The sequence below is a fragment of the Kurthia sp. Dielmo genome, assembly GCF_000307285.2.
Classification (GTDB): domain Bacteria; phylum Bacillota; class Bacilli; order Bacillales_A; family Planococcaceae; genus Kurthia; species Kurthia populi.
In genome coordinates this window covers 296520-321034 of record NZ_HE578957.1, presented here as the reverse complement: position 1 = coordinate 321034, position 24515 = coordinate 296520, and the positions used below count along the sequence as shown (strand labels likewise).

Sequence of the window (24515 nt, the reverse complement as noted above, 5' to 3'; positions counted from 1 at the left end):
ATTCATTCCATATAAGGGGGAACAAACATGAATTTATCAACGCGTTTTACGGAAACAGCCCGCGAGTGTGCGGATAAACATGCGTATGTTTTTATGGACCAAGGAACGACGTATCAAGAGCTTGATGCACAGATTAGTCGTTTTGCAGCAGGACTTCAGCATCTAGGCTTACAAAAAGGGGACCATATAGCGCTATTATTAGGGAATTCACCGCATTATATCGTGGCGTTATATGGGGCATTCCGTGCAGGCATTACCGTCATTCCGATTAATCCCATCTACACAGCGGATGAGATTTCATACATTTTAAATGATGGCGATGTACGTGTGGTTGTTGCATTAGACCGTGTCGTGCCAGTTATTGAAAAATTAGAGAATAGCACGCATATGGAAACATATATCATTTGTGAAACAACACCGGATACGAGCTGGGCGACGAGTCCAGTGGCTGAAAAGTTTATTCCGTTTATGTCATTTATGCAACAAACGCATCCACTAGAATATATCGAGACAGTCGGTGACGATACGGCAATTATTTTATACACATCCGGCACGACAGGAAAGCCAAAAGGTGTGATGCTAACGCATGATAATTTATATGCTAACGCAAGTGATGTTGGGAAATATTTAGATATTCGTCATGATGATCGCGTTGTAACGACACTGCCGATGTTCCACGTATTTTGCTTAACAGTGGCATTAAATGCACCGCTTATTCAAGGTGGGACATTGCTTATTGTGCCACAGTTTAGCCCAGCAGAAGTGACGCGTATTATTAAAAAATATAATGCGACAATGTTTGCTGGTGTGCCAACGATGTTTAATTTCTTATATCAATTCCCTGGTGCGACCAAGGAAGATATGCAAAGTGTTCGTTTATGGATTTCAGGCGGGTCATCACTACCAGTCGCATTATTACATGATTTTGAAGCGAAATATGATGTGAAGATTCGTGAAGGCTATGGCTTATCAGAAGCTTCTCCGGTGACGTGCTTCAATCCAATTGACCGACCAAATAAAGCAGGTTCAATTGGTCTATCAATCGTCAATGTCGAAAATCGTGTTGTGGACCCAGATGGTCATGAAGTGCCGGTCGGACAAGTTGGGGAGCTTGTCGTGAAGGGACCAAATGTCATGAAGGGGTATTATAAAATGCCAGATGCAACAGCTGCGGCCCTAAAAGATGGATGGCTCCATACGGGCGATCTTGCGCGTCGTGATGAAGAAGGCTATTTCTACATTGTCGACCGCAAAAAAGAAGTGATTATTGTCGGTGGGTATAATGTTTACCCACGAGAAGTAGAAGAGGTATTATATGAGCATCTAGCAATCGCCGAGGCTGCTGCGGTCGGGATGCCGGACCCAGAGCAAGGAGAGATTGTTATGGCGTATGTTGTGAAAACAGAGGATGCTTTGACGGAAGAAGAAGTAATCGCATATTGCCGTGAGCATTTAGCAAAATATAAAGTGCCACGTCGCGTTGCCTTTTTAGAAGAGCTACCGAAAAATGCAACCGGTAAAATCTTGCGCCGCGAACTACAAAAACTATCTTAAAAATTATGAAGAGGGACAACTAAATAGCTGTCTCTCTTCTTTTTTGTTATGCTGATATAAAGGAGTGATGATATGCTTTCAATAAATCCAAACGAGCGTACAGAACGCGAAAATTATAAGTTAATGACAGGGGCCATTATTCCGCGTCCCATTGCTTTTGTAACAACAAAATCATCAGAGGGAATTGTTAATGCGGCACCATTTAGCTATTTCAATATTGTATCAGCCAATCCGCCGCTAATCTCCATATCCGTACAACGAAAAGACGGGCAACCAAAAGATACGGCTCGTAATATTTATGCGACAAAGCAATTAGTCGTGCATTTAACGAGTGAGCAAAATGTAGATATGATCAATGAAACGGCCGCTAGTTTAGCCTATAATGACAGTGAGCTTGCGCGGACGAATTTAACGGAAGTAGCTAGTGAGGTAATCGATGTACCAGGAATTTTAGAGGCACCGTTTCGTATGGAATGTACGCTTGAAAAAGCGGTTACACTTGATGAATATCCGACATTTGATTTATTTATCGTAAAAGTCGAGCGCTTTCATATAGAGGAAGCGTATTATGATGTGGAAAAAGGCTATGTCGATGAGCATGGACTACAAGCCGTGAGCCGTTTAGCAGGTAATCATTATGCGAAGCTTGGCGATATTTTTACACGCGCACGTCCGAAATAAATAAGAGCAGCACGTGCATAATCGCACGTGCTGCTTTTTGATAGCTCGTTATTCAGTGGCAAATACTTGTGTCCATTCATCGCGTTTATCTAAAAATTGCTGTGCTAATTGTTTTGCGCCTTCTAAGCTATGGCTTGCTGCCCAGCCACATTGAACTTCATTACAAGCAGGCACACTGTCAGCTTCTAGTACATCTTTCATTGTTGCTTCTAAAATTGTTAATACATCTTCATAATCATCGTGGTTAATGAGTGATACATAAAAGCCTGTTTGACAGCCCATTGGCGACCAATCGATAATTTGGTCCGAATGATTGCGAATACGGTCAGCTGTTAAATGCTCAAGTGAGTGGAGTGCAGGCATGTCCATATGTTCCTTATTTGGCTGCTTGAAGCGCACGTCGTATTTCGTTACGACATCGCCATGCTGTCCCGTTTTTGTACCAGCAAGTCGTACGTAGGGCGCTTGCACTTTTGTGTGATCTAGGTCGAAGCTCTCGACATTTGTTTTATCTTTTGACATTTTAAAATCCCCTTTACGATCAATTCCACTTTATTGTACCACTTAATTATTTGAAATATCTAAATTTTTGCATAATGAAGCTGTTTAATTTCATTGGCAAGGGCCATGATACCATCAAAACTATCGCCGATGAATTCACTTTGAACGAAAGCAACTTGTAATTCCTCACATAATACTTTGCAGTCACGTCCGATTTCAAAGAAAGACTCCATATCTGGAACAATCGATAATAATTCACATGTCACAAAGCCATCAAAGCCAGCAGCTGTATCGCGACGAATCGCCTCTTTCACATCTGGGTCTAACCAACCCTTACGACCGCTACGATATACCGCTTCAAAGTCGGGCACATCGGCCTGCTCGGATACAAGTTTCGCGAATGCTTCAAATGCCGCAACATATGGCGCATTACGCTCTGGGTCAACAATTTGACTATGTACGGTATAAAACACTTTTTTCGTTGCATCACGTGGTAAGAAATTATAGGCAGCTTTTACACGACGTGCATACATTTCAACAATGGATGCCGCTTCATAATAATTTTTCAGTGGTATAACGGGCATATCTGTTACTTTTTCGGCTACTTCTTCGTGGAAGCTACCGCCACCTGAAGCGGAGTAAATAGGGTTGACGGTCAGCGTTAAAAGCTCTGTACAGCCATCAGCACGTGCCGCTTGAATCGCATCATCGGTAAATGGTGCTGTATGCTTATAGGCATTGTAGACACGCACCGTGTTCGCGCCGTCTTGGTTGAGTACCGTTTCAAGTGCTTCTGCGATGCGTGGTGCGTACAGCGTGATTGGGTCCGCTGTTTGTAAATCTTTAAACTGCTGTGTAACATTCTCCATCATGGGAGAGGGTGGTGTACGACCGATAATGTGTTCAAAATAAGCGGGCACATCATCAATGGATTGCGGCGCACCGTAAGCATAAAATAAAATCCCTAACATAGAAAAAATTCCTCCTTTAAAAAATTTCTTCTATTATAAATGAAAGTGATAATCAATATCAATTAAAATATGAGAATTGCACTAAAAAAGAGACCGCATATATACAGGTCTCTTTTAACTAACAAGGTGTTAAAAATTTGGCAATTAGCTCGGCTGTTTTTTTCGTTTCAGTATCGAAAAATTCAATTTTACTAAAGAAGCTATGAATGAGCCCTTCAAGTTCAATGCGTTGTGCCGGTACACCAGCTTGCTGGAGGTTGTCAATATAACGAATTCCTTCATCTACGAGCACATCATATTGTGCCGCAATTAATAGTGTACGTGGTAGCTGTGCAAAATTTTTCGCTTGAAGTGGTGCAACGAGTGGGTTTTTCTGATTTGCGGCATCAACATATTGTTCTGTAAACCAAATCATCCCTTCTTTATCTAAGCCATAGTTTTCACCAAAAGTATCATAGCTTGCTACAGTGAAATCAGTATCAAGTACTGGGTAGATGAGTGCCTGCTGTTTAATCGGCGGCCCATCATAATCGGCACTTAATGCACTAACAACCGCAGCCAAATTACCACCAGCACTATCGCCGCTAACGGTAATATTCTCCTGGTCAATATGTAATTGTGCTGCATGCTCATGTACCCACACAAGGGCGTCATAGGCGTCATTTACAGGTGTAGGGAAAGGATATTCAGGTGCTAAGCGGTAATCAACGCTTACAACAACTGCCTGTGTTGCAGCAGTTAAATAGCGGCAGCCGCCATCTGCATATTCGGGGCTACCAAATACCCATCCACCCCCGTGATAATACACAATGACAGGGAAAGGACCTTGGCCCTCAGGTGTATAAATTCGCACATTAATTTCGCCGTCACGTACAGGGATTACACGATCTTCAACCGTTTGAATACCTGCAACCTGCACGCTAAATTTTGGTGCGAGTGCGCGCTCGCGGCGTGCTTCTTCAGGTGTTTGCTCGTAATATTGTACGCCTTTATGTGCCTCGATATAGTCAACGGAACCTGGATGTAATGCCATGTGAAAAACCCCTTTTCGAATGATTGTAGCGTCAGTATAACATATACAATATTATTCCTACAAGTAAACTTGGTATTAAAATTAAAAAAGATTCGGAAATAACCGAATCTTTTTATTCTATTATTTAATTAACTTACTAATCGTTTTAAAGTGAGGATGCTTTGCATGACCAAGTACATCAAACAAAATCATTTCAACGCTCGTAATGAGCGCACCCTCTTGTGCCATCCGATCAATGCCGATTTGTTTATTATCCGCTGTGCGAGAATCGACCGCATCTGCCACGACTTCGACAATATACCCAGCCTCCAGTAAATCACGCGCGGTTTGATAAACGCAAATATGTGCTTCAATACCACATAAAATAATGCGCTCTAAACCGTCAACTGCTTGAAGTGCGGCAATAAATGCCTCGCTTTGATATGCACTAAACGATGTTTTTGCAATAGCCTGTACATGTGGTAGAGCTGTTTGAATGGCTTCATCTGTTGGACCTAAACCATCGGGGTATTGCTCAAGTAAAATGGTCGGGATGCCAAGTGTTTGGACACCCGTAAGGAGCTTTACTAGATTTTCAGATGTTTGTGCGGGGTCATTCATTACCGATAAAATTTTTCCTTGTACATCAATAATAACGCAAGCTGTTGTCATAAAAAAACCTCCCTAGCATGAATATAGCTTCACTATACCATGCTAGGGAGTGTGGATTCATGTATTAGATGTTGAAAACAGCGATTGATTGGCCCATGAAATTGGCATTTGGGATGGCCATGATAACCGCATTTGCCACATCATCGCGGCTAATTGATTGTGCAGCTTCAGGTACATCATCATAAGATAGTGCATAGCGACGTTTAGGCTTATCATCTGTTAAGCCCATTGGACGAATAATCGTATATGTTAAGCCGGCCTCTTTAATAGCGTCAATTGATTTATTATGATCGATTAAATACGGTTTTAAATACGTCATCACTTGTTGACCACGTTCACCTTGAATTTCACCATCGACACCCGCACTCGCTGTATACACAATGCGTTTCACATTGTGCTTAGTCATACCGGCGACAATATTTTTCACCATGACAGAGATTGGATTTTCGATATCACTATCCTTCGGTGTACCAAGTGTAGAAACAACCATATCCGCGCCTTCGATTGCTTGTGCGACTGCCTCTGCATCAAAAGCATCTCCTTGAATGACCGTTAAATGTTCATCCTCAAGCGTTAATTTTTCAGGAGAGCGCACGAATGCGACAACCTCATATTCCTCTGATAATGCTTGGCGGACAGCATGCTGACCTACGCCACCTGTTGCGCCAAAAATAACTAATTTATCCATTATGTAAACACCTCCACTTCTATTATCGTAGCAATATAGAAAAATGTAAACTACTCTGCTTTTTGATGAATTTTCTGTTAATTCTCAAAAAAAAGTTGACATTTATTGTCTTACAGCATAGAATTGAAACAATTCTTGTTAAAACCTATTCGTTTACTAAGGATTGAAGGGGAGGACACGAACATGGCGCAACCAACACATGCAGAGCGTTTAGAAGCAATTGCAAAGGCAATTGAAGGAATTGAATTTGGTGAAGTGCAAATTACAATTCAGGACGGCGTAATTGTCCAAATTAATCGAGTAGAAAAACAGCGATTTCAACAGCAACGTAAAACGCAAAAATAAATCCTAGCTATTGACTTTGTTTACAGTTTATTTTATTATCTTTACATGTTTACTAGGAATTAAAAATCGAACAGCTGACTAGACAACTAGAGGCGCTTATTTTACTTATGATGTGATATTAATCATGTACCATGGGAGAAATGAGGGCTTTTTTTGTTCACTTACATAATTGCAGCATAGAAAAGGAGCAATCGCTATGACGAAAGTTTACATTGTTGGCGCGGGTCCTGGTGACGTAGAACTAATTACGTTAAAAGGCTTACGTGCAATTAAAGAAGCAGATGTCATTTTATATGACCGATTATTAAATGAAGAACTATTAACATATGCAAAATCAGGTGCAGAGCTTGTGTTTTGTGGCAAACTACCAAACCGTCATGCGATGATTCAAGAACATATTAATGAGTCGCTCGTACGCTACGCGAAAGAAGGTAAAGTCGTAACACGCTTAAAAGGTGGCGATCCTTTCGTATTTGGCCGTGGTGCTGAAGAAGCAGCAGTGCTAGCAGACGAAAACATTCCATTTGAAATTGTACCTGGTGTGACATCAGGTATCGCAGCACCAGCGTATGCAGGTATTCCTGTGACGCATCGTGACTTAAGCGGCAGCTTTGCTATTGTGACGGGACATCGCCAAGCAGGCAAAGATGATGATTTAAAATGGGAATCACTAGTGAATATCGAAACATTAGCCGTTTATATGGGTGTAAAAAATTTACCATATATCGTTTCACAATTACGACGCTTCGGCAAAAGTCCACAAACACCGGTGGCGCTAATCCATTGGGGAACATATGATAAGCAGCGCACCGTGACAGGGACATTAGAAACAATTGAACGTATTGTCGATGAAGAAGGCATTGAAAATCCAAGCATGATTATCGTCGGGGAAGTGGTTCGTATGCGCGAGAAGATTGCTTGGTTTAATGAACAGCCCGTTTTACAAACCGCTTTAAAGTAAAGGAGGAAAAGGCATGCAAGCAGTATTATATGTAGCACATGGAACGAGGGTAGCAGCAGGAATTGAGGAAGCGAGGGCATTCGTTGAACGTGTGAAAAAGCGCATACGTCTGCCGATTCAAGAGATGTGCTTTTTAGAGCTTGCGGAGCCGACAATTGAGCAGGGCGTAGCAAACTGTGTTGCACAGGGCGCTACATCGATTGCGATTGTCCCGATTTTACTGTTAACTGCCAATCACGCGAAAGAGGATATACCCGATGCAATTGAGCCGCTAAAAGCCCGTTTCCCGCATGTACGCTTTTCATATGGGAAGCCTTTTGGGATTGATCGTCGGTTGATTTTACAACTATTTCAACGCATTCAAGAATCACATGAAAAATTAACAGAAGATTCCGAAGTATTGCTAATTGGTCGTGGTAGTAGCGACCCAGCAGTATTGCGTGATTTTACAGAAATTGCGACACGTCTAAAATTGTTTTTTGGTGTACGCAATGTCAATATTGCCTTTTTATACGGCAATGGACCAAAATTCGAAGACTATGTTGCAAATTTACAACAAAATCGAGCAAAGAAAATTTTTATCGTTCCATATTTATTATTCCAAGGGTTATTGCGCAAACATATTGAAAAAACAATTGCAGAGGCGGAGGTTGAGCAACAGCTCGTTATTTGCGAAAGCTTAGGATATGGCAACAAAGTATTAGACGTACTTGTTGAGCGCACAAATGAAGCGGTAGTCAATGCTACCAACATTAATAATGAGGTGATTATTCATGGTTTTACAAGTCGAAAACAGTCCATTTACCGAGCAACAGGTGAAGCTATTAAATGAGCTACTCCCAAATTTAACAGATAATCAAAAAATTTGGTTGAATGGTTATTTAAGCGCACCACAGGCTGTAGCAGCACAAGCAACAGCCGTATTAGAAGGTCTACAGCAAGTTAGCAAACCTAAAACGATTACAGCAACGATTCTTTATGCATCACAAACAGGTAATAGTCAAAAATTAGCGGAATGCTTTGGTGCTGAACTAGCACAAAATCAAGTAGATGTTAACGTCGCTTCCATGAGCGATTTCAAGCCAAAAGATTTAAAAAAGCTGGATAATTTATTCATTATCGCGAGTACGCATGGTGAAGGGGAAGCTCCAGATAATGCGATTGGTTTCTATGATTTCTTGCATAGTAAACGCGCACCGAAACTAGATCAACTAAATTATGCTGTGCTAGCACTAGGTGATAGCTCATATGAATTCTTCTGTAAAACGGGTGCTGACTTTGATCAACGTCTAAGTGAGCTTGGCGCTACAGCAATCGTACCACGTGTAGACTGTGACGTAGATTATGAGGATGATGCAGCAGCGTGGCTTACAACTGTACAACAAGCATTGTTAAAGCAGTCTGGCCAAACGGAAGTAGCCACTCAGACCGTTACAGCACCGGCACCAACATCAACCTACAATAAAAAGAATCCATTCCAGGCTGAGATTTTAGAAAAAATCAATTTGAACATGGATGGCTCAAATAAAGAAACGTATCATATCGAATTATCATTAGAAGGCTCAGGATTAACGTTTGAACCGGGTGATAGCCTTGGAATTATTCCACAAAATGACCCGGCACTAGCGGCGCAATTAGTAGAAGTTTTAGGCTTTGATGCTACAGCGCAAGTAACAGTGCAAGACACGACAGTTACTGTACTTGAAGCGTTAACGAATACACTTGAAATTACGGTTGTGTCAAAACCGCTTGTACAAAAGCTAGCGGCGTTTACAAAAACGGACATTACACCGATTTTAGAAGGTGATTTCCATGCATATAGCTACGGCCGTGACCTAATCGATTTTGTGACAGAGTATGGCCCATTTGACTGGACACCACAGCAATTCGTTGAACAGCTTCGTGCAATTCCACACCGTTTATACAGTATTGCCTCTAGTTATACAGCGAATCCAGATGAAGTGCATTTAACAATCGGCAAAGTAGCGTATGAGGCAAATGGTCGTGCGCGTACGGGCGTTACAAGTGGTCAAGTTGCAGAACGCCTAGAAATTGGCGATACGGTATCAATTTTCACGAAGGAAAATCCAAACTTTAAATTGCCACAAGATGCAGATACACCGATTATTATGATTGGTGCTGGCACAGGCGTTGCACCGTTCCGTTCATTTGTTGAGGAGCGTGCAGAAACAGGCGCAGAAGGCAAATCTTGGTTATTCTTCGGCGACCAATGCTTCGTTTATGACTTCCTCTACCAAGTAGAGTGGTTAAATTATTTACAGGACGGCACATTAACGAAAATGGATGTAGCCTTCTCTCGTGACCAAGCACAAAAAATTTATGTGCAACATCGTTTATTAGAACATGCACAAGAAGTATACGAATGGCTGCAGCAAGGTGCTGTCATTTATGTTTGTGGCGACGAAAAAGCAATGGCGAAAGATGTACATGAGGCATTGTTACAAATCATTGAACAACAAGGCAATATTTCTCGCGAGGAAGCAGTAGAGACATTAGTGCAGTATCAACAACAAAAACGCTACCAACGCGACGTTTATTAAGAGGGGGCTTTACCATGACGAAGAAAGTAGAAGCACCGCAAGGCAAACCGAGTGCAAATGAAATTTTTAAAGACGAAAGTAATTTCCTACGTGGAACAATCGAGCAATCGTTTAAAGAGCCATTGTCAGGGAAAATTCCAGAGATGGATACACAGCTAATCAAATTCCATGGTAGTTATATGCAAGACAACCGTGATGAACGCTTAACACGTCAAAAGAAAAAATTAGAGCCATCGTATCAATTCATGGTGCGTGTACGTACACCAGGAGGTACGGCAACACCAGAACAATGGTTAATGATGGATGAAGCGGCAAATACGATCGGGAATGGTACATTGAAAGTGACGACGCGTCAAGCATTCCAAATTCATGGCATTGTAAAATGGAATGTGAAAACATTCATGCAAAAAATGGATTCCGTATTGCTTGATTCACTTGCAGCATGTGGGGACGTAAACCGTAACGTCATGAATGGCGTCAATCCGCACCAATCCGCAACACACGCAGAAATCTATGATTATGCCGCACAAATTAGTGAGCATTTATTGCCACGTACACAGGCCTATCACGAAATTTGGTTAGACGGTGAAAAAGTAGCCGGTACACCAGATATTGAACCGATTTATGGTGAGCATTACTTACCACGTAAATTCAAAATCGGTTTAGCTGTCCCACCAAGCAATGATGTCGATGTTTATTCACAAGATATTGGCTTGATTGCTATCGTAGAAGATGGTGAGTTGCAAGGCTTTAACATCGCTGTCGGTGGCGGTATGGGGATGACACATGGTGAACAAGAAACGTATCCACAACTAGCACGTACGATTGGCTATGTGGCAAAAGAAAAAATCGTTGATACATGTGAAAAAATCTTAACGATTCAACGTGACTACGGGAACCGTACAAACCGTAAAAACGCACGATTCAAATATACGATTGACCGAGTAGGTATCGAATGGTTTAAAGAAGAGTTAAACCGTCGTTTAGGTTATGACGTTGAACCAACACGTGAGGCAGTATTTGAAAGCCGCGGAGATGATTATGGTTGGACGAAGGGCACAGACGGTAAATGGCATTTCACATTATTTATCGAAAATGGTCGTATTAAAGATGTCGACGGTTACCCACTGATGACAGGTATTCGTGAAATTGCCAAAGTACATACTGGGGAATTCCGTATGACTGCGAACCAAAACTTAATGATTGCGAACGTGACACCACAGAAAAAACGCGTCATTCAAAAATTAATTGAAGATTATAACTTAACAGATGGTAAGCACTACTCAGCGATTCGCCGTAATTCGATTGCGTGTGTATCACTGCCGACATGTGGTCTTGCGATGGCAGAGGCAGAGCGCTATTTACCAGGTTTAATTACGAAAATCGATGCCATCATCGATGAAGCGGGTCTTCACGAAGAGGAAATCGTTATTCGTATGTCAGGTTGTCCAAATGGCTGCTCTCGTGCCGCAATGGCTGAAATTGGCTTTATCGGTAAAGGGCCAGGGCGTTATAATATGTACTTGGGTGCTTCATTCATCGGGGACCGCCTAAGTAAAATGTATTTAGAAAATATCGATGAAGAACGTATTTTAGCAGAGCTCACAACATTGCTTAACCGTTATGCAACAGAGCGTGAAGAAGGAGAGCACTTCGGTGATTTCGTTGTTCGTATTGGCGTTGTGACAGCAACAACAGACGGTACAAACTTCCATGCAAATACACCCGCACACGCGTAATAATAAAAGAGTAGCAATCATCTACTAAGAATGATTGCTACTCTTTTTCTATTTATAAAAAAATAAATAAATAGGGAAAAACACATCCATTTGACTTTGAAAGAACTAAAAATATACGTGTTTCAAAATATTTTTTTGGGTATATAGGTTCCAAATGAATTTTTTAACAATAAGTATGACGTATTATGCCGATAAATAAAGTAGATATAAAGTAGTGCGAAATAAATAAGAATTTACGCATACTAATTAGATAGAGATTTGCATGGATGGAGAGATAGCACATGAAGATTGAACAAACAAACGCGGAAAATATGCCAATATATGAGCAACAAAAACAATTTTTTGATAATGTCATCAAGCAGTTAAAAGACTTATATCAATTAATTAAAGAAACATCCTATGTAAAGCGTAGTGCACAAATTTTAAGTATTATTATCGATGATATAAAGCAACCAAAAAAAGTGTTAGTACTAAGCAGTGATAGTGAACGGCAAGCAACATTCATTAATAATCAGCTGCAGCGTCCGTTAATGCCACTATTACTTGAGAAGGGCGCTGTTGTTAGTGTCTCAATTATTCGCGCTGGCTTAGAGGAGCGTTTAGATGCCCATTTTTTAGATGGACAAGTAGCATCATTTGATTTGAGACATTTAGCGCTCTTTACATCGATGGCAAGTGAAGGTGCTCATTTACTTCAGGAAGCACTTGATTATGTTGATGTCTTTTTAAATGAACATTTATTAGAGCACGTATCGCTCATTGATGTGCCAGCGATGTCAAAAGAGCATGCGCTATTTATTCCGCCAAGTGTATTACGCCGCGCGGATGATATTTACTGGTTACTAGAAGAGATAGATATGACACCGTCTGAAAAGCGTTTATTAAAGCGCCTTTCAAAAATGGGCTTTCAACCACTAGCGATTAGTAAAGAACCTTTAACAATTGAAGAAAGTCCTTTTAGAGCTGTTATTGCCGAATCTGACACAGCGAAAATTCAAGAAACATTACTAGAAAATGAACAATACAATAAAATACGTATTGTAAAATTAGCCGATCGCCTATTACAATGGCTAGAACGCTTTTATACGGAAATTTCAAATCTATTACAACGAGATCCATATTTAGAAGCACGTCAGCAATTAGAGCGTGAGATTACGCAATTAGAACAAGTCCCTTCCCATGATAGTGAGGAATTTGATGCATTAAAACAACGTGCAGGTCGAGTTGTGACACAATATATGAACGCACAAACTTTATACCAAGTCGTGCAGTTTATTAAGCATCAATCATTTATTAAGGAACATATTTTATTAGAATTTGTCACGGTGAGTAATGACTATTTAGAAGCGGTTCATTATTATCGCCGTGTGCAGCAACAATATAATGAAGTAAAGGTAGAATTAGAGACGCTAGAGCGCAAATCGCGCAGTAAATTAATGCTGAATTTATTTACAAAAGAGCATAATGAGCGCTTACAACGTATTCGTGCTGAATTACCGGTGATTCGTGCGCAAATGCTTGATGCTTATAAGCGTACAAAACGTCGTGAGGAGGCCGTTATTGAGGCATTGCCACTGATAGCGCAACGTCTTCAAGAAGTCGTAAATGCCGAGCTAGCAAGCTTAAGTGAGCGGGTAGAAGCGATTAACTATGCTGTTCCGAATGGCCCGACAAAGCGTTTTAAAGCGATTCATCGTCTAAAGCGCTTTGATGGATTATGTGAGGCACAGGCCCTTTTAAATCAATTCTTACCCACAATTGTGCCGATGACAAAGCAGTATTTAGATGCGAAGCAACAATTGCGTTTACAAGCAAGTATCGCAAATATCGCATCATTACCATTAGATTATGTAAAGGTCATTGAAGAAGCGTTGCAATTACCAGAAATTGTAGCGACCAATTATACATTATCACAAACAGTAGTTGATGCATTCCCACTGACAATCGAGTCACTGCAATTGACCGTAGAAAAGCCTGTTATTTAAAAAACGGTATAAATAACTAAAAAATGAATACGTATGATGTGGTTATTAATAGTTACTTTTATAAAAAAACATAAAATGATTAAAAAGTATCATTTAAAAGTAAATAATATAAAATAAGTATGTTTTTATAACTATTAAAAAAACCTTAAAATTAAGTTGTTTATCTCATGAGCCCGTATTTTTTGTCTTGTATACTTGAGAGGATGATAAAGTAAAGGGTGAACTTGATGAACAAACAAAAATCAATACATCACCAAGAGTCAACAATGTTGACGAGCGATGAGCAAATAAAGCGCGCTGCTACACCATTACATTCAGTATGGCTTCAGTTAATACTGTCATTTGGATTAATATTCTATGCTGCGATTTGCCCTTTACTCTTTGCTTTTTTTATGTCGGGAAATACGTATGGACACAAAATAATGCAGGCAATGCATTATGCATGGACGACACGATGGACGAGTATTCTTTTAAGTTTATTTATTGTGGCGGGTGTATATTTATTTGCAGATGCTCTTCGAGTTCTTTATAAAAATTCAATTCGCACGAGACAATCACGTGAAAAACAAGAACTACCTAAAGAGCCAAAGCCTACTAAGAAAGATGCTTCAGTACCGTTGATGATTATGCGTGCATCGCTAGAAAACTGTACACATGAACAGGCACTTGAAGCGTTGATTTTTTATTTAGAGCAAATTGGCTTTAATGATATCGAAAAACCACCTTCAGAAGATTATGGTGTGCATCTAATTGCGAATTCAAATGAAGGACGTTTTGCTTTTATGCTTGGTGGCGTAACACAAATATTGACGATGACAGAAATTGAAAATTTTGCAACAGGTCGCGCTTATTTTGAATGTCGTGATGCGCTATGTATTGCTACCTCAAATGCTACAAAGGACACGAAACGCCGTGCAAACGAATTATTTGTACCTTATATTGATGCAGCCCATTATAGTGAAGAATTAAGTAAGTATTTTACAAGTATTCGTTCTAAAGATGCGTTCGCATAAGAAAAAGCAGGAACGTACATTCCTGCTTTTTCTTATGGTTGTTTATGCTGCTTTTGCTGTAATAATAAGGTTAAATCAAGTATTAATAATACGAAAAATGCCACAGCACGTGCAAGTGGATAAGGTCCTTCTGCGATAAAATAAGATACGATTGCGAAAACTAATAATAGATACAATACATTATGTGAAAATGCAGCTGGTTTTTTCCATTTATAATAAAATAACGCAATATAAGCAATCATCGCAATAATATTCACATACCAAAAAATATTCATCTGTGGAGCCTCCAATCATTTATTAACGGACGAAGCGAATTTTTTCTATCTTCTTTAGTGTAAATCAATGATAACTTATGCGTCAAAAAATAACAGTGTACATATTGTTATCTAGTTCACGGATTCACTAAAAGAACGTAAAAATAGAATGATTGCCAAAAAAAACTAAAATTATGAACACATCTTGACATTTTATAAAAAAAGCCATTTTTTTTCAAAAAAAACAACATTTCTTGTTCGTAAAATAGAAAAAATGTGCTAAAATAGTGAACTTGTAAGAAGTATTTTGTTATACTACACATTCATTATTTAATGGGTTCTAGTAACACAGTGGACGCCATTAAATCCCCATAGATAACTATCTACTAAATAATTCATTTCTCAACTTAACGTATAGCTAAAAAAACATATACTTTTACGACATACTCTTGTAGGTCGTTGTTTTTATATGCACGTTTTTGCGAATTGAGCTTGGGGTTGTAGGCATATGCCTAATTTTAAAGGAGGATATTCGTACAATGAATCATTGGCCAGAAGGTGTTGCGCGCCCTGCAATTCGTGCGTTACATACGGCAGAACTGTATAAATTGGAAGATTTACAGTCCATTTCAGCAACAAAACTACAACGTTTACATGGTATTGGACCAAAAGCATTTACAACGTTGAAAAAAGCGATGGATGAGCAAGGCTATCGTTTTTTAGAGGAAGCATAACATCGATTTCGCTCCTTGACGGGGCATTACATAGACAAGAATGGTCGTCACGTCCATTCATTTATGAAACGACGAATAAAACACCGGCACCGTCTGAATAGACAATACCGGTGTTTTATTATGCTTGTTCGTAAAGACCAATTTGTTTTAATGCAGATAAAATTTTTAGTGCTTCTCCGTTACTAGAGATAGGTTCCTCATTTGCATGATCCTGTTGTTTTAAAATATTAATTTCTTGGTTTAAACTTTCCATTTTATAATCAAGTTGTGCTGCTGCAATAGCTGCTTCCTTCAATTCATCTGTTAAGCGCTTAGGGATTTGCTTATTATATTTATAATAGATTTTATGCTCAAGTGATGCCCAAAAATCCATTGCAATGGTACGGATTTGGAGTTCTACACAGACATGTTCCTCACGATCAGATAAGAAGACCGGTACTTTTAAAATCATGTGTAAACTTTGGTAACCATTTTCTTTTGGATGTGCAATATAGTCTTTTACTTCAACAATTTCTAAGTCACTTTGACGCTCAAACATTTCTTTTAAGCGATAAATATCTGATACGAATGAGCAAATAATACGTATGCCAGCAATATCGGTTAGACTCTCTTTAATAGCATCTAGTGTATAAGGAAGATTGCGTTTTGCAACCTTTTTCAAAATACTTTCGGGTGATTTTAAGCGCGTATTCACATGTTCGATTGGATTGTATTCATGCATTAACTGAAATTCCTCTTTTAAAATGCGAACTTTCGTATCCATTTCATCAAGCGCAAATTTATACGCCATCATAAAACGTGTCATTTCTACACGAAATTGACGCATTTGTTCACGTTGTTCTGTTTGAATGCGAACCATTGTAATAGCCTCCTTGCACGTTCTACTAATAGTATACAAAATTTCTCAGCAATTGACACATAATAGACTTAATATTGTTCTATGCTTATCTTATTAAGGCAGAGAGGTTGAACAACAATGAAAAAGAAAATTATAGTAGGGATGTTTGCCATAATGATGTTTCTACTTGCACTCGGTGTCATAACAGTGGAACAATACATTGAAACGGAGCATATCGTCGGTATTTCAAAATATGGGTTTGTAACAGAAATTGATTGAAACCTTTAAGTACTTCATTCGTATAGTATGTATAGCGAATAAAAAGGAGTGAACGCAATGTTTTTATTACCAACGATTGTCGGTTTTTTATATGAATTCTTTTTTGCCATCCCTGTTTTGAGTGATATCGTGACGTGGGGAACGGGCTTTGCAACGATTACAACAGCATTTATTATTCACTGTGTCATTTTAGCCTTCCGTTTTGCAACAGGTGATTCAAAGGTTGTGCCGATTTTAGCGATTATTGCCACATTATTTACATGGATTCCGATTGTTAGCTGGTTTGTACATGGCTTTATTGCACTGGCTTATTTTATCGATCTATTTACAGGTCGTCGTAGCCATCGTGCTTCATAAATCATTCGAGGAGTTGCGTTATGACGCGATTCCTTTTTATTTTGTATAGAGCATTGTAGAACATTTTACTTTTCCATATAATGAGAGTAATAAGGATGGTTAGGGGGAATTGTATGTCAGAAATTAAAATGAGCTTCGATTCAAAAGTAACCTTTATTAAATTACCGGATGAGAAGTTAACGAAGCGCTTAGAAGTGAAAAGCAAAGTGAAAACTATCGCTAAAGATACGACAAATAAAATGAAAGCATTTTTTAATCATCCACTCGTTAAAGTATCAAGCAATGGGACTTTTTCCAATATCTATTTAGATACCGCCTTTTATGAAAGTCAGGGTGTTTATGAAGTAGAAATTTATTGTAAACATTGCGGAGCATCAGTAAAACGTTCATTTGCTGAAATGGAGCGCAAGCTAAATGCATTAAATAATGGAGCACCAGTAGAGGAAGCGTCTATTTTACATGTGACCTACCCTTACCACTGCGTCTGTGAGCTTGAAACGCGCACACCAAGCTTTTATCAGTTTAACTACCGATAACAAATTAAAAAAGCACGTTCAACGTTTAGATGCGTTGAACGTGCTTTTTTTAGCGTTTAGTTTAATTTGTTTTCTTCTTTCCAATCAAGGAAATCATCATATGATAATTGTTTATCTAAGATTGAACCGTCTTCACGGATTTCAATTACACGATTCGCAATTGTTTGGATGAACTGATGGTCATGAGATGTAAAGATCATCGCACCTTTAAAGTTAATTAATCCTTCGTTTAATGCTTGGATTGATTCAAGATCAAGGTGGTTAGTAGGTTCATCTAATAGTAATACGTTTGCATGAGAAAGCATCATGCGAGAAAGCATACAACGTACTTTTTCGCCACCTGAAAGAACAGAAGGATTTTTCTTCACTTCGTCACCACTAAATAGCATACGGCCTAAGAAACCACGTAAGAATGTTTCTGTTTCGTCTTCTGGTGAGAATTGACGTAACCATTCCACTAGTGTTTTTTCAGAACCTTGGAAGAATTCTTCGTTATCAAGAGGGAAGTAGTTTTGAGAAGTCGTTACACCCCATTTGAATGTACCTTCGTAATCTTCGTCTTCACCAGCGATAATTTTTAAGAATGCTGTTTTCGCGATTGGATTACCAAGAAGGATGACTTTGTCTTCAGGGTTGATTGATAAGCGGACATCTTTAAATTGTTGCTCGCCTTCAATCGTTTTACCTAAACCTTCTACAGTTAATACGTCATTCCCAATTTCGCGTTCCATTGTGAAGTTAATGAATGGATATTTGCGGCTTGATGGACGAATATCGTCTAATTCGATTTTGTCTAACATTTTTTTACGAGATGTTGCTTGTTTAGATTTAGAAGCATTAGCAGAGAAACGTGCAACGAATGCTTGTAACTCTTTAATTTTTCTTCTTTTTCTTGTTTTGATCGTTTAACATTTTTTGTGCTAATTGACTTGATTCATACCAGAAATCGTAGTTACCAACGTAAATTTGGATTTTTGAGTAATCAAGGTCAGCGATATGTGTACAAACTTTATTTAAGAAGTGACGGTCATGGGATACGACGATGACTGTGTTTTCAAAGTTAATTAAAAATTCTTCTAACCATTGGATCGCTTTTAAGTCCAAGTGGTTGGTAGGTTCATCTAGTAACAGTACATCGGGTTTGCCGAATAGTGCTTGAGCTAATAACACTTTAACTTTTTCAGAACCAGTCAGTTCAGCCATTTTCATATAGTGCATTGAATCTGAGATACCAAGACCTTGTAATAGGATAGCGGCATCTGATTCCGCTTCCCAACCGTTCATGTCAGCGAATTCGCCTTCAAGTTCAGCTGCGCGGATACCATCTTCATCTGTGAATGGATCTTTCATGTAGATGGCGTTTTTCTCTTGCATAACTTCATATAATCGTTTGTGACCCATCATGACTGTTTCTAAAACGGTAAATTCTTCGTATTCAAAGTGATTTTGTTTTAAAACAGTAAGACGTTCACCTGGATTCATACTAACGTTACCTTCTTGCGCTTCAATTTCGCCAGAAAGAATTTTTAAGAATGTTGATTTACCTGCGCCATTTGCGCCGATTAAACCGTAACAGTTACCTGGTGTAAATTTAATATTAACATCTTCGAATAGCTTACGATCGCCATAGCGAAGACCTACATTACTTACTTGAATCATGTAGTTATGTTCCTCCCTTTTTCACAATGGTTCCATTATAACATGCACAATGTTTTCAAGATAGCGTTTCGCTTGAAATAGTAGGGGATTGTACATGAAAAAAGAAGCTGTCGATTTCGACAGCTTCTCTCTAAAAAGAAATTATTTTGTTACTTCTTTTTTCATTGTTTTGTTTTCAGCTAGGTTTACGTGCCAAGATAAAGCTTCCTCTAAGATGTGAGGCGTTTGTACGTTACCTAATTTTTCAACTGCACGGTTGTAGTAATCCCATAATTGTTCTTTGAAATCTGGGTGTGCACAGTTTTCGATGATTAATGGAACGCGTTCTTTTGGAGCTAGGCCACGTAAGTCTGCGATACCTTGTTCTGTAACGATAACATCAACGTCATGTTCAGTGTGGTCAACGTGAGAAACCATTGGCACGATTGAAGAAACGTCGCCGCCTTTAGCGTATGATTTCGTTACGAAGATACCAAGACGCGCGTTACGTGCGAAGTCACCAGAACCGCCGATACCGTTCATCATTTTTGTACCTGATACGTGCGTAGAGTTTACGTTACCGTAGATATCTAACTCAAGTGCAGTATTGATCGAGATTAAGCCCAAACGACGGATAAGTTCTGGGTGGTTTGAGATTTCTTGTGGACGAAGTAAGATCTTGTCAGCGTATGCTTCTAAGTTGCCATAAACTTTCTTTTGTAACTCTTCTGTTAATGTGATAGAAGTTGCTGCTGCAAAGCGTACTTTACCAGCATCGATTAAATTGAATACAGCATCTTGAAGTACTTCTGAAGATACGACTAAGTTTTCGAAATCTGAGTTTGCAAAGCCATCAAGTACAGCGTTTGCTACAGAACCTACGCCTGATTGTAGAGGCATTAATTCTTTTGTTAAACGACCAGCGTCGATTTCAGATTGGAAGAATTCTAATAATTGGTCCGCCATTTTTTGTGTTTCTTCGTCTGGAGGAACGATTAATGAAGGTGCATCTGGCTCTTCAGAAATAACGATTGCTTGGATTTTTGCAGGATCAATTTTGATACCTTTTGTACCAATACGTTGGTCAGCGTTTGTGATTGGGAATGGTTCACGTTTACCTTGTTCACCTGGAACATAAATATCGTGGATACCGATTAATGTTTCTGGATGTGTAATGTTTAATTCTACGATGATGTTTTCAGCGTAATCAGCGAAGATTGGTGAGTTACCAACTGAAGTTGTTGGGATTAAGTAACCATCTTCAGTGATTGCTACAGCTTCAATGATTGCGTGTTTAATTGGACCGATAACACCTTGACGAACTAACTCAGCGTTGTGAGAAAGGTGGGCATCGACATAAGTGATTTCACCAGTGTTAATTAAGTTACGCATTACACGGTCACCTTGGAAAGGACCACGTTTGTTAATAACACCAGCAGCAGCTAAGTGATTATCAACTTCTGGACCTAATGAAGCACCAGTGTATACATCAATTTTAATTTGTTCGTTTTTAGCGCGTTCTACTAATGCCATAGGAACGACTTTCGCGTCACCAGCACGTGTGAAGCCTGACATACCTACAACAGTACCGTCTACGATAAGTGCAGCAGCTTCACTAGCAGTCATTACTTTTTCTTCTAATCCTTTAATGCCTAAGCGTTTTGCGATTTGTTCTTTCACAATAACTCCCCCTAAAAAAGATATTTAATGACACGGTCATTAATTACTGTGGACCTCTTTATGTATAAAGATATGGATGCCACGATGGATGACTTAAATATGCTAATTCATCCGATGAATTCACGTATTGATGTAATTAAATCCTAATTCAATTACCTACGTACATTTTTACACAAAATAGACACATTCCGCTAGCCCTAACATATAATTTTTTTATTTTCTGACAAAAGTAAACGGTTTCATTTTACCTAAAAATAAGAGAAAACCGCATTGCAGCGCGGTTTTCTCTTAAAATCAAATTTTGTCCAAAATGTGAATGAAAATAATGGGATAGTGACGTTTTTTGTAAAATTACTATTTTTTAATAGCTTTCGGTGCATTTTGGATGGCAACGATAAAGTCCATACCAAGTGCTGATAGGTCACAGCCTGATGCATTAGGGTGTCCGCCACCATTATAGTGCTTCGCTACTTCTGATAAATTGACTGCTTTGCCAATTGAACGAAGGGATACACGATTTTTAACGAGACTAACAATAAAGACGCAATCAATTTCTTCAGCGAATTTTTCCGCTAAATGATTGCCAAGTTCGCTAATATACGAATCGGTTTCAACAACACCGATATTAAGTGGTGTGTCATGGCCTTCTAATGAATAGTCTTTTACAATAACGAGTTGTTTTTCTTTTTTCTTCAACACTTTTCGTAATTCATCTTTTGAGAACGTTAAGTACGTGTCATCGGCTTCTGTAAATAGTTGGCCAGTTAAGATGTAGTTAAAACGGTCTTTAATGAATTCATGGCGTCGACGTGCATAGAAAATCGTATTTAAGTCAGCAGCTTCTTGAATTTTTAATGCGTGCCAATCCCATGTATCGTATAGACGTACATTTTCAACGAAGCGTGCTAAACGATCAAAGAATACAGCAATTTGCTGTGGGCTATAATCGATGACTTCTGCATCTTCTTCTTGAGACTGAGGATTGACCACATAGCCAGCCTCATCTAAGTATTTGAAAATTAATGTAGTAGCAGACATTTTAATGTCATCTAATAGAGGAATCTCAGATGCCCATGAGTAATCATTTAAATAAAGAGCAGAGGCATGATGGTCAATAAGGCAAACAAAGCGTGCATTTGGTTCTTTGTTTACTTTCGTAATCGCTTCAGCGACTTCTTCACTTACACTTAAATCGGTAATGATTAATAATTCATTATCTTGAAGCTCCTCTAAACGAGCAAGGACTGCTTCATCGACTTTACGTGTTTCAACAAAATCAGCTTCGTGCATAATGCCATAAGCTTGCAAGACGATTGAGGGTCCAACGCCATCTAAATCTGTATGCGAGATTAAGTGAACTTTATCATAGTGACCAATTTTTTTTGGTAAATTTTTTAATTTCAACGTGTTCACGCCTTTCTTTAAACATAGTGCTCATTATACCACAGCGCGTACAATTGAGGCGTCGTGCGCAACAAAAAAAGAGGCTGGTCGCAACCAAGCCTCTTTAACGTTTTTGCGTTATTTTACTAATTTAACAAGTGCCTTCCCATTTTCACGTAATTGGATTAGCCCCTTGTTTGGTGCGTAGTAATATTGTTGGCCGCCATTTTTAATGATGACAACATTTTTATATGTTTTACCATATAATTTGACGTTAGCTGTCGTTGAAGATACAACGGATTTTTTATTATCAAAACCTTTAAATGATGTACCTTTTTTCACTGGGTATGGGACAGCTAGCTCTAGCTTGCCTGTATCCACGTTCCCAACGTATAAACCTTTCGCCGTATCGTACTCTGTTACCCCTTGTGCATCTGGCTCAGAATTATAGAACCAGAAGTTAACAGATGAGTCGTTATACGCCATTGCCTTTTTAAATTGTGCAACATATTGTGTTGTGAATTCAGAGCCTTTGTTTTGTGGCATTGCATACGTATATTTTTTTGAAATATTTTTTGCGTATGATGTAGACGTGTTCGCAGCCGCTTTTTTTAGCGCGGATGTTTTCACATATCCTGTCTCAAAACCGAAACGGATTTTCGTCCAACCATTTGCCACATTTTTGTTAATAACAACTGCTTCCGTTGAACGAAGTGAGCCTACTTTTTTGGCTGTTTGCGATGGTTTAGAATATACCGAAGTCTGCGTATGTACAGTACGGAAATCTTTAATTGATGCGGTATCATACGTTGCTGCATTCGCAGTGCCTGTCGCGATGGTCGTTGAAAGTAATCCTAGCGATAATGCGATAGTACCGAATGTTTTTGTCATTTTTTTCATCTTAAACGCCTCCTTGTAGGTCATGCTTGTCTTATAGTTATTCATAACCTTTTCTTGTAATAATTAAACGTTTTGGCACGATGAAAAGTTTGTATAATAGAAAATTTTTTTTGCGAAAAATCATCAAATGTATGTAGGGCGGTGGTTTGCGCGGTAAAAATTATTTTTCAGAAGATGCGAAAGATTTTTTAAGATGCAAGCTCGTTGTATAAACGCCTGCGATAACAAACAAGCCACCAGCGATTTGGGACCATAGTAGGGATTCATCTAAAAAAGCCACAGCGAAAATAGATGCAAATACCGGAATGAAGTTTAAATAAATACCAGCGCGGTTCGCTCCGTAACGAACGACACCAGTATTCCATGCTAAAAAGGCAATGATTGATGCGAAAATACCGGTGTAAAAGATCGCAAAAAAGCTTAAGCCATTCCAGACAATTGGTGCTGTGACAGTTATTTGCTCATAAATGAAAAATGGTGCGAGCATCATCGTGCCGATGACAATCGACAGAAAAAAGGTCGCTTGTCCGGGAAGGCGCGTTGCGTATTGTTTAACTAGAAGTGAATAAATACTCCACAAAATGACCGCAATAATGACGATAACGTCGCCCTTATTAAACGTGAAATGAAGCAGTGATACAAGAGAACCATGTGAAATAATTAAGCAGACGCCGATGAATGACATGGCCGTGCCGATTAACTGAAAGCGATTTAAATGCTCCTTTAAAAAGATAAAACTTAATAAATAAATGAACACCGGCGTTAACATATTCATAAGTGAAGCATTAATCGATGTCGTATAGTGAACGCCAATATAGACGAGTGTATTAAAGGCGGCGACACCAGTAAATCCTAGTAGGAGTAAAATTGGCCAGTGCTGAATGATTTGTTTGAAATCACGCTTTAAGGGCTTCCAAACGATCGGTAAAAAGATGATAAGGGCCACACACCAGCGAAGAAATGCAAGCGTGAATGGTGGCAAGTTAGTAGCGACAGCTTTCCCGATAACAAAATTTCCACCCCATAATAAGGTGGCGGTTAGTAATAATAGTGATGGTGGAATTGCTTTCAATGAACATCCTCCTTTTAAGCTAATAAAAAGTGTACAACAGCAGCTGCTGCTATACACCAAGGAAAAAGAGTACAACCGGAATGCTAATAATACTAACAATCGTTGTCATAAATGTTGTGAATGATACAAGGTCTGGCTCTGTATCAAATTGCAGTGCGAGC

General features: G+C 39.1%; 23 protein-coding genes and 2 pseudogenes. 12 read left to right on the top strand and 13 right to left on the bottom strand.

What is annotated here, in order from left to right:
- Positions 1-27: 27 nt before the first annotated feature.
- Positions 28-1554: a fatty acid--CoA ligase family protein gene (locus tag KTHG_RS06480; protein WP_139992315.1), complete on the top strand. Its 1527-nt coding sequence runs from the start codon at positions 28-30 to the stop codon at positions 1552-1554.
- Positions 1555-1626: 72 nt separating this feature from the next.
- Positions 1627-2235: a flavin reductase family protein gene (locus KTHG_RS06475; protein WP_139992313.1), complete on the top strand. Its 609-nt coding sequence runs from the start codon at positions 1627-1629 to the stop codon at positions 2233-2235.
- A gap of 48 nt (positions 2236-2283) precedes the next feature.
- On the opposite strand, the gene KTHG_RS06470 is transcribed toward KTHG_RS06475, so the two are convergent.
- The 5 genes from KTHG_RS06470 to KTHG_RS06450 form a co-directional block, all read right to left on the bottom strand.
- Positions 2284-2757 carry an S-ribosylhomocysteine lyase gene (locus KTHG_RS06470; RefSeq protein WP_126990224.1) on the bottom strand — a complete coding sequence of 158 codons (474 nt, stop codon included), beginning with the start codon at positions 2755-2757 and terminating at the stop codon, positions 2284-2286.
- A 59-nt stretch (positions 2758-2816) separates the two neighbouring features.
- Complete coding sequence (locus KTHG_RS06465) at positions 2817-3707, bottom strand: ferrochelatase (RefSeq protein ID WP_139992311.1); 891 nt, start codon at positions 3705-3707, stop codon at positions 2817-2819.
- 118 nt (positions 3708-3825) lie between these two features.
- Positions 3826-4740 (bottom strand): alpha/beta hydrolase, encoded by a 915-nt coding sequence (locus KTHG_RS06460; protein ID WP_139992309.1) that lies wholly within the window; start codon positions 4738-4740, stop codon positions 3826-3828.
- A gap of 120 nt (positions 4741-4860) precedes the next feature.
- A complete protein-coding gene (locus KTHG_RS06455; protein WP_139992307.1) occupies positions 4861-5391 on the bottom strand; it encodes an isochorismatase family protein in 531 nt (176 codons plus the stop codon).
- 64 nt (positions 5392-5455) lie between these two features.
- On the bottom strand, positions 5456-6079 hold the full coding sequence (locus tag KTHG_RS06450) for an NAD(P)-dependent oxidoreductase (RefSeq protein ID WP_139992305.1): 624 nt from the start codon (positions 6077-6079) through the stop codon (positions 5456-5458).
- A 183-nt stretch (positions 6080-6262) separates the two neighbouring features.
- Here KTHG_RS06450 and KTHG_RS06445 point away from each other — a divergent pair, with 183 nt between their 5' ends.
- The 7 genes from KTHG_RS06445 (at position 6263) to KTHG_RS06415 (ending at position 14683) form a co-directional block, all read left to right on the top strand.
- Positions 6263-6424, top strand: a complete 162-nt coding sequence (locus tag KTHG_RS06445) for a YezD family protein (RefSeq protein WP_126990219.1) — start codon at positions 6263-6265, stop codon at positions 6422-6424.
- Between the two features lie 196 nt (positions 6425-6620).
- Complete coding sequence (cobA, locus tag KTHG_RS06440; protein WP_139992303.1) at positions 6621-7385, top strand: uroporphyrinogen-III C-methyltransferase; 765 nt, start codon at positions 6621-6623, stop codon at positions 7383-7385.
- A 13-nt stretch (positions 7386-7398) separates the two neighbouring features.
- Complete coding sequence (locus KTHG_RS06435; RefSeq protein ID WP_139992301.1) at positions 7399-8217, top strand: sirohydrochlorin chelatase; 819 nt, start codon at positions 7399-7401, stop codon at positions 8215-8217.
- A complete protein-coding gene (locus tag KTHG_RS06430; protein WP_139992298.1) occupies positions 8159-9946 on the top strand; it encodes an assimilatory sulfite reductase (NADPH) flavoprotein subunit in 1788 nt (595 codons plus the stop codon). The genes KTHG_RS06435 and KTHG_RS06430 overlap by 59 nt, the downstream gene beginning before the upstream one ends.
- A 14-nt stretch (positions 9947-9960) precedes the next feature.
- Complete coding sequence (gene cysI / locus KTHG_RS06425) at positions 9961-11685, top strand: assimilatory sulfite reductase (NADPH) hemoprotein subunit (RefSeq protein WP_139992296.1); 1725 nt, start codon at positions 9961-9963, stop codon at positions 11683-11685.
- Between the two features lie 281 nt (positions 11686-11966).
- On the top strand, positions 11967-13670 hold the full coding sequence (locus tag KTHG_RS06420) for a hypothetical protein (RefSeq protein ID WP_139992294.1): 1704 nt from the start codon (positions 11967-11969) through the stop codon (positions 13668-13670).
- Positions 13671-13897: 227 nt separating this feature from the next.
- Entirely contained in the window at positions 13898-14683 is a 786-nt protein-coding gene (locus KTHG_RS06415; RefSeq protein ID WP_139992292.1) for a hypothetical protein, read from the top strand.
- Between the two features lie 32 nt (positions 14684-14715).
- Here the strand turns inward: KTHG_RS06415 and KTHG_RS06410 are convergent, their stop codons facing one another.
- Entirely contained in the window at positions 14716-14958 is a 243-nt protein-coding gene (locus KTHG_RS06410; protein ID WP_126990212.1) for a hypothetical protein, read from the bottom strand.
- A gap of 518 nt (positions 14959-15476) precedes the next feature.
- Here KTHG_RS06410 and KTHG_RS06405 point away from each other — a divergent pair.
- Positions 15477-15671, top strand: coding sequence for a helix-hairpin-helix domain-containing protein (locus KTHG_RS06405; RefSeq protein ID WP_126990211.1), 195 nt, complete (start codon positions 15477-15479; stop codon positions 15669-15671).
- A 118-nt stretch (positions 15672-15789) separates the two neighbouring features.
- Here KTHG_RS06405 and KTHG_RS06400 read toward each other — a convergent pair whose 3' ends face one another.
- Positions 15790-16530 carry a GTP pyrophosphokinase gene (locus tag KTHG_RS06400; protein WP_126990210.1) on the bottom strand — a complete coding sequence of 247 codons (741 nt, stop codon included), beginning with the start codon at positions 16528-16530 and terminating at the stop codon, positions 15790-15792.
- Between the two features lie 315 nt (positions 16531-16845).
- Between KTHG_RS06400 and KTHG_RS06395 the strand changes: the two genes are divergently transcribed.
- Entirely contained in the window at positions 16846-17145 is a 300-nt protein-coding gene (locus KTHG_RS06395) for a hypothetical protein (RefSeq protein ID WP_126990209.1), read from the top strand.
- Positions 17146-17258: 113 nt separating this feature from the next.
- Positions 17259-17681 carry a hypothetical protein gene (locus tag KTHG_RS06390; RefSeq protein WP_139992291.1) on the top strand — a complete coding sequence of 141 codons (423 nt, stop codon included), beginning with the start codon at positions 17259-17261 and terminating at the stop codon, positions 17679-17681.
- 56 nt (positions 17682-17737) lie between these two features.
- Here the strand turns inward: KTHG_RS06390 and KTHG_RS06385 are convergent.
- The 6 genes and pseudogenes from KTHG_RS06385 to KTHG_RS22260 form a co-directional block, all read right to left on the bottom strand.
- Positions 17738-19340, bottom strand: a pseudogene (locus KTHG_RS06385) (ABC-F family ATP-binding cassette domain-containing protein).
- A gap of 141 nt (positions 19341-19481) precedes the next feature.
- Entirely contained in the window at positions 19482-20999 is a 1518-nt protein-coding gene (locus KTHG_RS06380) for a succinyl-CoA:acetate CoA-transferase ScpC (protein ID WP_139992289.1), read from the bottom strand.
- A gap of 354 nt (positions 21000-21353) precedes the next feature.
- Positions 21354-22412 carry a DHH family phosphoesterase gene (locus tag KTHG_RS06375; protein ID WP_233600541.1) on the bottom strand — a complete coding sequence of 353 codons (1059 nt, stop codon included), beginning with the start codon at positions 22410-22412 and terminating at the stop codon, positions 21354-21356.
- A 108-nt stretch (positions 22413-22520) separates the two neighbouring features.
- Complete coding sequence (locus KTHG_RS06370; RefSeq protein WP_139992287.1) at positions 22521-23282, bottom strand: SH3 domain-containing protein; 762 nt, start codon at positions 23280-23282, stop codon at positions 22521-22523.
- Between the two features lie 160 nt (positions 23283-23442).
- Positions 23443-24354 (bottom strand): DMT family transporter, encoded by a 912-nt coding sequence (locus KTHG_RS06365; RefSeq protein ID WP_139992285.1) that lies wholly within the window; start codon positions 24352-24354, stop codon positions 23443-23445.
- 49 nt (positions 24355-24403) lie between these two features.
- Positions 24404-24515, bottom strand: a pseudogene (locus KTHG_RS22260) (AEC family transporter); the annotation flags it as partial.

Coding starts and splice junctions, on each gene's coding strand:
- KTHG_RS06480 (WP_139992315.1), top strand. CDS start 28: ATGAATTTATCAACGCGTTTTACGGAAACAGCCCGCGAGTGTGCGGAT.
- KTHG_RS06475 (WP_139992313.1), top strand. CDS start 1,627: ATGCTTTCAATAAATCCAAACGAGCGTACAGAACGCGAAAATTATAAG.
- KTHG_RS06470 (WP_126990224.1), bottom strand. CDS start 2,757: ATGTCAAAAGATAAAACAAATGTCGAGAGCTTCGACCTAGATCACACA.
- KTHG_RS06465 (WP_139992311.1), bottom strand. CDS start 3,707: ATGTTAGGGATTTTATTTTATGCTTACGGTGCGCCGCAATCCATTGAT.
- KTHG_RS06460 (WP_139992309.1), bottom strand. CDS start 4,740: ATGGCATTACATCCAGGTTCCGTTGACTATATCGAGGCACATAAAGGC.
- KTHG_RS06455 (WP_139992307.1), bottom strand. CDS start 5,391: ATGACAACAGCTTGCGTTATTATTGATGTACAAGGAAAAATTTTATCG.
- KTHG_RS06450 (WP_139992305.1), bottom strand. CDS start 6,079: ATGGATAAATTAGTTATTTTTGGCGCAACAGGTGGCGTAGGTCAGCAT.
- KTHG_RS06445 (WP_126990219.1), top strand. CDS start 6,263: ATGGCGCAACCAACACATGCAGAGCGTTTAGAAGCAATTGCAAAGGCA.
- cobA (WP_139992303.1), top strand. CDS start 6,621: ATGACGAAAGTTTACATTGTTGGCGCGGGTCCTGGTGACGTAGAACTA.
- KTHG_RS06435 (WP_139992301.1), top strand. CDS start 7,399: ATGCAAGCAGTATTATATGTAGCACATGGAACGAGGGTAGCAGCAGGA.
- KTHG_RS06430 (WP_139992298.1), top strand. CDS start 8,159: ATGGTTTTACAAGTCGAAAACAGTCCATTTACCGAGCAACAGGTGAAG.
- cysI (WP_139992296.1), top strand. CDS start 9,961: ATGACGAAGAAAGTAGAAGCACCGCAAGGCAAACCGAGTGCAAATGAA.
- KTHG_RS06420 (WP_139992294.1), top strand. CDS start 11,967: ATGAAGATTGAACAAACAAACGCGGAAAATATGCCAATATATGAGCAA.
- KTHG_RS06415 (WP_139992292.1), top strand. CDS start 13,898: ATGAACAAACAAAAATCAATACATCACCAAGAGTCAACAATGTTGACG.
- KTHG_RS06410 (WP_126990212.1), bottom strand. CDS start 14,958: ATGAATATTTTTTGGTATGTGAATATTATTGCGATGATTGCTTATATT.
- KTHG_RS06405 (WP_126990211.1), top strand. CDS start 15,477: ATGAATCATTGGCCAGAAGGTGTTGCGCGCCCTGCAATTCGTGCGTTA.
- KTHG_RS06400 (WP_126990210.1), bottom strand. CDS start 16,530: ATGGTTCGCATTCAAACAGAACAACGTGAACAAATGCGTCAATTTCGT.
- KTHG_RS06395 (WP_126990209.1), top strand. CDS start 16,846: ATGTTTTTATTACCAACGATTGTCGGTTTTTTATATGAATTCTTTTTT.
- KTHG_RS06390 (WP_139992291.1), top strand. CDS start 17,259: ATGTCAGAAATTAAAATGAGCTTCGATTCAAAAGTAACCTTTATTAAA.
- KTHG_RS06370 (WP_139992287.1), bottom strand. CDS start 23,282: ATGAAAAAAATGACAAAAACATTCGGTACTATCGCATTATCGCTAGGA.